The following is a 6,151-nucleotide window of genomic DNA, read 5'->3' on the forward strand; positions in this document are numbered from 1 at the left end:
ACCAGTACCCGTGGAAATCATGCCGCAGAGGCTCCGGTCTGCCGATGCCTTCGTTTCCGTCGCGGTCGATGTCCTGGAGCGATGCGTTGATCCGCTTGAGGACCTTCCGGTCCTGGGCCTGCCGCCACACGTGGTCCGCCCCTGCGGATTCGTGCCGGACGGACTTCATTCGAGGAGCTCCCGCACCGTGCCGCCACCGTTCTCGAGATCATCGATCGCCGCCAGGACGCGACGTGCGTTCTCGGGGCTGCGGTACAGGTAGGCCGTCTCCTTCATGGACTGGTACTCATCGAGTGCCACGATCACCACAGGCGGGTGGTGAGGCAAGGGACACAGCCGTGGGCGGTGCGTCCCGTCAGCCCAGCCTCAACGTCTTCCTCGCCAGCTCGTACGCCGGGAGCATCGCCTCGTGCTCGGCGGGGTCCAGCCCGCCCAGGTGCACCACGACCGGGCCCTTCGGCGTCGTGACGGCGAAGGCGCGTTCCGTCCTCCGCTCGTCCAGCAGCTCGGCCTCGACCGTGTAGGTGACCTCCACGGCGGGCACCGTGCCCGCCTCGGACTCCTTGTAGGAGGCCTCGGCCGCGTTCGCGTCGCCGGCCACGAAGTCCTCCAGCGCCGCGCGGGGGGCGGTGGAGCCCTCGCCCTGCCAGACCCGGAGGTAGCCGATGTTCCCGGCCGGTTTGGCGTCGATCTCGCAGACCATCGTGGCCGAGCCCTGCCGGCCCAGCTCCGCGAGCTCGGAGTCCGGGTCCACCTTCACGGCCTCCGGTTCCCAGCCGGCCACCAGGGCGAAGGTCACCGGCAGCTCGCAGGCCGAACCGGGGGTGCCCAGCGTGACGCCCTTCTCCGGCGCGGCACCCGCCACGGGAGCGCCGTCGCCGTTCTTGCCGGTGCCCGCGCCGGTGTCCGTGCCGCCGGACGGCGAGCAGCCGGCCAGTGCCACCGCCGCCACGATCACCGGAACCACGGCACGCCCAGTGCCACGCATCATGAAGTCCCCGCCCCAGAGATGTTCTGAACCGCTCCGACCTGGGGTTACACCCCATGATCGATCGCCGCACGCTATCGCACCCCGCGCGGCGACTACTCTGGGACGTCGAGCGGTCCCCGACGCAGGGACCACCTAGGCAGGAGTGAAATGGCCGTCAATCTGGTCAATGTCGAGCAGGTCAGCAAGGTGTACGGCACCCGTGCCCTGCTCGACGGTGTATCCCTCGGGGTGTCCGAGGGCGACCGGATCGGCGTCGTCGGCCGCAACGGCGACGGCAAGACGACGCTCATCCGGATGCTCGCCAAGCTGGAGGAGGCGGACACCGGCCGGGTCACCCACAACGGCGGGCTGCGCCTCGGTGTCCTCACCCAGCACGACTCGCTGGATCCCGGGGCCACCATCCGGCACGAGGTGATCGGCGATCTCGCCGACCACGAGTGGGCGGGCAGTGCCAAGATCCGCGATGTGCTGACCGGCCTCTTCGGCGGCCTCGCCCTCCCCGGTTTCGAGCACGGCCTGGACACCGTCATCGCCCCGCTCTCCGGCGGCGAGCGGCGCAGGATCGCGCTGGCGAAGCTGCTCATCGCCGAGCAGGACCTGATCGTGCTCGACGAGCCCACCAACCACCTCGACGTGGAGGGCATCTCCTGGCTGGCCGGACATCTGCGGGCCCGGCGCTCCGCGCTCGTCTGCGTCACCCACGACCGGTGGTTCCTGGACCAGGTCTGCACCCGCATGTGGGACGTCCAGCGGGGCACCGTCCACGAGTACGAGGGCGGCTACAGCGACTACGTGTTCGCGCGGGCCGAGCGGGAGCGGATCGCGGCCACCGAGGAGTCCAAGCGGCAGAACCTGATGCGCAAGGAGCTGGCCTGGCTGCGGCGGGGTGCCCCCGCCCGTACGTCCAAGCCGCGCTACCGCATCGAGGCGGCCAACGAGCTGATCGCCGATGTGCCGCCCCCGCGCGACACCAGTGAGCTGATGAAGTTCGCCAACGCCCGGCTCGGCAAGACCGTCTTCGACCTGGAGGACGTGACCGTCCAGGCCGGTCCCAAGACCCTGCTGACCCACCTCACCTGGCAGCTCGGCCCCGGCGACCGCGTCGGCCTGGTCGGCGTCAACGGCGCGGGCAAGACCTCGCTGCTGCGGGCACTCGCCGAGGCGTCCCGCAGCCAGGGCGACGTACAGCCGGCCGCCGGGAAGGTCGTCGTCGGCAAGACGGTCAAGCTCGCCTACCTCTCCCAGGAGGTCGCGGAACTCGACCCGAACCTCCGGGTGCTCGAAGCCGTCCAGCAGGTGCGCGACCGGGTCGATCTCGGCAAGGGCCGCGAGATGACGGCGGGCCAGCTCTGCGAGCAGTTCGGCTTCGCCAAGGAGAAGCAGTGGACGCCGGTCGGTGACCTGTCCGGTGGTGAGCGGCGGCGGCTGCAGATCCTGCGTCTGCTGATGGACGAGCCCAACGTCCTCTTCCTCGACGAGCCCACCAACGACCTCGACATCGAGACCCTGACCCAGCTGGAGGACCTCCTCGACGGCTGGCCCGGATCGATGATCGTGATCTCGCACGACCGGTTCTTCATCGAGCGGACCACCGACAAGGTGATGGCGCTCCTCGGCGACCGGGCGCTGAGGATGCTGCCGCGCGGCATCGACGAGTACATCGAGCGCAGGCAGCGCATGGAGGAGACGGCCACGCCCGCCTCCGCCGCGGGGGCCTCCGCGCCGAAGGCGGCACCGGCCGAGACCGTCTCGCCGCAGGCGGCGCGGGCCGCGAAGAAGGAGCTCCAGAAGGTGGAGCGCCAGCTCGACAAGATGTCGACCAGGGAGACGGCCCTGCACGCGCAGATCGCCGACAACGCCACCGACTTCGAGAAGGTGGCCGAGCTCGACGCCGAGCTGCGGGAGCTCGTCGCGGAGCGGGACGTGCTGGAGATGCGCTGGCTGGAGCTGGCCGAGGACGCCTGAGGGGCGGTCAGGTCCGGCCTGCGGACCGTGCCCGGGCGGGTGGTGGAAAAGTAGGCCCGCCCGGGTCGGCGCGACCCTGCGGGGCCATGTCCGCACGAGGGGGATCCGCCGATGACTCAGCCTTCCGGCCCGCAACCGCAGGAAGGTTTCGGGACGCCGTACGACCCGCCCCCGGGGACCCCCCAGCCACCGCCCGGATACGGATACCCGCCCCGGCCGCCAGGCCCGTACGCCCAGCCGGGTCCGTACGCCCCGCCGGGTCCGTACAGCCCGCCGTATCCCCAGCAGCCGGGTCCTTACCGCCCCGCACCCGGGGGACGGCCGCCCGGCACCGCACCCGGTCACGGCACCGCCACCGGGCGGGCCCGGCGGCGGCGGCCGCTTCAGGGGCAGGACCGGCGTGATCGTCGGCGCCGTGCTCACCGTGCTGCTCCTGGCCGGGGGCGGAATCTGGCTGGCCACCGGCGACGACGGGAGCGGGAGGAAGCCCCTCGCCGGGCCGAGCGCCGACACCGGGGAGCCGGGCACCTCGCCCACGACGGGCGAGGACGACGACGGGAGCGTCGCCGGACCCACCGCCGCCGAACTCGACGCGGGCCGCAAGGCGGGGGAGGCGAAAGTGGCGTGGCTGGCGGAGAACGGGGTCGACCTCCCGGAGTACGGGGAGGAGACGCACGGCCCCTGGTTCGCCGGGGACGTCGTCGCCAAGGGCATGTACCGCAAGGTGACCGGCTACGCGGTGGCCGACGGGGCCGAGAGTGCGCTCTTCGAATCGAAGGCCGTCTGGCAGGGCGGCCGTTCCTTCCTGTTCCCGGAGCGCATCAGCGAGGACGAGGACGAGGACGAGGAGGAGAAGGCGGCCACGGCCGTGCTGGTCTTCGGGAAGTGAGGACGGGACTGCGGGAGCACCATGAAATGAGCCCCTTCCGGACCCAGTTGACGGAGGGTTCGGGAAGCGGGTCACGCCAGGCCACGGCAGGTGCGTAACGACGGCATCACGGCCCGGTCCTCCCTTGGGCACAGGGGGTGGACCGAACCGGTGTCCGGCGTGGTGCGGGTGGTACAAAGAAGCCCCGCTCGACTGTCGTAACGCCGCGGAAGCCATGCCCGATTCGCTCCTTTCCGGGGGGAATTCAGAGAACTCTGCACCTGATCCTCTGAACCCAGCGGAATCGCGGGGGAGACCGGACCGGGCACCGGACCGCACGAAGGGGGACGTGCTGATGACCCAGCCGCCCAGCCAGCAACCGCCGCAGGGGGGCTTCGGGGCTCCGCAGGAACCGCAGGGCACTCCTCAGCCGCCCCAGCCGCAGTCACCACCGGCCGCTCCGCCGCAGATGCCGCCCGCGCCCCCGCCGATGCCGTCCCAGGGGGCGCCGCAGCCGGGTTACGGCTATCCGCAGGCCCCCGGTGCACAGCCCGGACACGGCTACCCCCAGGCCCCCGGCCAGGCGGCCCCCGGCCCGTACGGGCAGCAGCCCGGCCCCTACGGCCCTCCGTCCGGCCCCTACGGCACCCCGTCCGGCCCGTACGCCCAGCAGTCCGGCCCCTACGGCGCTCCGTCCGGCCCGTACGGCCAGCAGCCCGGATACGGATACCCGCAGCAGCAGCACCCCGGTGCTCCCGCGCCCGGTGGCCCCGGCGGCCCCTTCAAGGGCAAGCCCGCCGTCGTCATCGGTGCGGCGCTCGCCGTGCTCCTCGTCGTCGGCGGCGGCATCTTCTTCGCCACGAGCGGTGGCGACGACGAGAAGAAGCCCGTCGCCGGACCCAGCAGCGGCGTCGCGGACCCGAGCGCCTCGCCCAGCGTGGACCAGGGCGACGGCAAGGGCGACGGCCGTGAGGCCGACGACGACCTGAACGCCGGGCGCAAGGCGGGCGAGGCGAAGGTTCTCTGGCTGACGAAGAACGGCATCGACCTCCCGCGCAACGGCGCGGACGTCTACGGCCCGTGGATCGTCGGGGACACGCTCGTCAAGGGCATGTACCGGTCGGTCGTCGGTTACTCGGTGGCCGACGGCAAGGAGAAGTGGAAGCTTCCGCTGCCCGCCGACATGTGCGCGGCACCCGGGACGGCCACGGCCGACGGCAGGATCGTCATCGGTGTGATGAACGGGACCACGGACAAGGCGGACTGCGCCGATCTGCAGATGATCGACCTCAACACCGGCAAGGCCGGCTGGAAGAAGTCGGTCAAGAAGAACGGCACCTGGGACATGCTGTCCGACATCGGTCTGGCGATCAGCGGTGACACCGTGACCGTCGGCCGTACCAGCAACTCCAACGCCTACCGGGTCAGCGACGGGACCGAGCTGTTCGGCAAGCCGTCCGGCGACTGCCAGCCGTTCGCCTTCGCCGGTGGCCCCAAGCTGATCGCCGCGGCCGGCTGCCGCACCGACGACGTGGACAATCCGCAGCACCAGATCCAGGAGGTCGACCCGGTCACCGGGAAAGCCAAGTGGACGTACCGGCCCGAGCGCGGCTGGGAGATCGACAAGGTGTACTCGGTGAGCCCCCTGGTCGTCTCGCTGACCCAGCGCGAGGAGAAGAAGTGGGGCATCCTCGCGCTCAAGGAGAACGGAACACTCCGTTCCCAGCTGGTCAGTGACAGCGGGGACAAGCTGGCCGTCGACTGCGGACACGACTTCGCGATCTTCGGCCAGCAGCTCGAAGGCTGCAGCGGTCTGGCCGCCGACGCCAACACCTTCTACATGATGACCGAGGACGACACCAGCGGCACCGGCCGCACCAACAAGGTCATCGCGTTCGACCTGAACACCGGCAAGACCAAGTGGAAGTCCGCGGCCCCCGCCGAGCGCACCATGAAGCCGCTGCGCATGGAGGGCGGCAACGTCCTGGTCTACCTGGAGCCCTCGTACGACAAGGGCGGGGCGATCGCGACGATCGCACCCACCGGAGGCGCGCCCGAGGTGCTGCTCCAGCACCCGGACTCGACGACCCGGATCGAGAACTTCTTCTCCTCCAAGACCCTCTACGCGGGTGGCCGGTCCTTCGTCGTCAGCGACCGCGTCAGTGCCGGCAGCGACGAGGAAGAGAAAAAGCAGACGACCATGATGGCCTTCGGCAAGTAACGGCCGACACCGGCAACCGCAGCCCCCTCCCCCCAGACTCCGCAGAGGTACGTACGCCATGACCCAGCCGCCCCAGCCGCCCAACGAACCGCCCCAGGGCGGATTC

At 70.9% G+C, this 6,151-nt stretch carries 6 protein-coding genes; 3 read left to right on the plus strand and 3 right to left on the minus strand.

Going from position 1 to position 6,151, the window contains the following annotated elements; all coding sequences use genetic code 11:
* The 3 genes from VN520_RS20590 to VN520_RS20600 all read right to left on the minus strand — a co-directional run.
* Positions 1 to 169 (minus strand): type II toxin-antitoxin system YoeB family toxin (locus tag VN520_RS20590; RefSeq protein ID WP_325748409.1); only part of this gene is annotated, 169 nt, incomplete at its 3' end.
* The gene (locus VN520_RS20595) at positions 166 to 309 is read right to left on the minus strand and encodes a type II toxin-antitoxin system Phd/YefM family antitoxin (RefSeq protein ID WP_414719895.1); all 144 of its coding nucleotides are present in this window, start codon (positions 307 to 309) and stop codon (positions 166 to 168) included. The genes VN520_RS20590 and VN520_RS20595, both read right to left, overlap by 4 nt.
* A 46-nt stretch (positions 310 to 355) precedes the next feature.
* Positions 356 to 991: a lipoprotein gene (locus VN520_RS20600; RefSeq protein WP_325748405.1), complete on the minus strand. Its 636-nt coding sequence runs from the start codon at positions 989 to 991 to the stop codon at positions 356 to 358.
* A 147-nt stretch (positions 992 to 1,138) separates the two neighbouring features.
* Between VN520_RS20600 and VN520_RS20605 the strand changes: the two genes are divergently transcribed.
* The 3 genes from VN520_RS20605 (at position 1,139) to VN520_RS20615 (ending at position 6,045) form a co-directional block, all read left to right on the plus strand.
* The gene (locus tag VN520_RS20605) at positions 1,139 to 2,956 is read left to right on the plus strand and encodes an ABC-F family ATP-binding cassette domain-containing protein (RefSeq protein ID WP_325748406.1); all 1,818 of its coding nucleotides are present in this window, start codon (positions 1,139 to 1,141) and stop codon (positions 2,954 to 2,956) included.
* A 400-nt stretch (positions 2,957 to 3,356) separates the two neighbouring features.
* Positions 3,357 to 3,845 (plus strand): hypothetical protein, encoded by a 489-nt coding sequence (locus VN520_RS20610; protein ID WP_325748407.1) that lies wholly within the window; start codon positions 3,357 to 3,359, stop codon positions 3,843 to 3,845.
* Positions 3,846 to 4,179: 334 nt separating this feature from the next.
* Entirely contained in the window at positions 4,180 to 6,045 is a 1,866-nt protein-coding gene (locus VN520_RS20615) for a PQQ-binding-like beta-propeller repeat protein (RefSeq protein WP_325748408.1), read from the plus strand.
* The last annotated feature ends 106 nt before the right edge of the window (positions 6,046 to 6,151 follow it).

This window comes from Streptomyces sp. (genome assembly GCF_035563135.1).
In the GTDB taxonomy this organism is placed as follows: Bacteria; Actinomycetota; Actinomycetes; order Streptomycetales; family Streptomycetaceae; genus Streptomyces.